Raw genomic sequence first — 686 nt, forward strand, 5'->3', positions numbered from 1 at the left:
CGGAAGAAGAGACGGAACCGGGAAGCGAAAAGGGAAGGAAGGAGAGCGAGGAGAGGGAAGGGGCGAGGCGGAGCAGAAGGCATGGGGGCCCCGGGCGAAGCGGTCCCGACGCAGAAAGCTCCCCAAAGGATCGCCACGCCACCTCGCCGGAAGAAACGAAATGATCCCAGCTTCCCGGTTCGAAGCCGAGTTTCATGAGCCGGCTTTCATTGGGTTGAGCCCGCCTGCCGGAGTTCGAAACCAGCACCACGGTCTTGCCGGCGCGTTTCAGCGCCGATAGCGCTGCCGCCGCGCCTGGATAGGGCCGCGTGCCGTCGTGCAGCACGCCGAACTGGTCGAGCAGGAACACATTATAGCGCTCCGCCAGCGGCCCGAGGCCGTCGAGACGTTCGATCGTTTTCGCGCTCATAGGAGTCCTGCCCGGCTTGCACCCATCAGCGCCAGCCGCGCCGTGCCGGCGGCGGCCTCGTCGGAAAGCGCGGGCAGGAAATCGACGCCGAGCCTGCGACGCCGGATTGCCGTCCAGGCCGGGTTCGCTGCCCCGCCTCCGACGCTCCTGACCGATATCAGCGTGGGCGCGCCGAGCTCGGCAAGCCTGTCATAGCCGAGCGCTTCGATCGCGGCGATGCCTTCGAACATCGCTTTCAGATAATCGGCGTCGTCCGCCGGCCGCGGCGCAAGGCCTG

Annotated in this window: 1 protein-coding gene and 1 pseudogene; both read right to left on the minus strand. The window is 67.1% G+C overall.

Translation table 11 applies throughout. From position 1 onward, the window contains the following. Positions 1-409: TIGR01459 family HAD-type hydrolase (locus tag ENZ74_RS30315; RefSeq protein ID WP_127313234.1), on the minus strand; the 409-nt coding region annotated here is incomplete at its 3' end. Beyond that, positions 406-686 (minus strand): annotated as a pseudogene (locus tag ENZ74_RS35470) (carbohydrate kinase); the annotation flags it as partial. The pseudogene ENZ74_RS35470 and the gene ENZ74_RS30315, both read right to left, overlap by 4 nt.

Source organism: Mesorhizobium sp. M7A.F.Ca.CA.002.15.2.1, from assembly GCF_003998715.1.
GTDB classification, from domain to species: domain Bacteria; phylum Pseudomonadota; class Alphaproteobacteria; order Rhizobiales; family Rhizobiaceae; genus Mesorhizobium; species Mesorhizobium ciceri.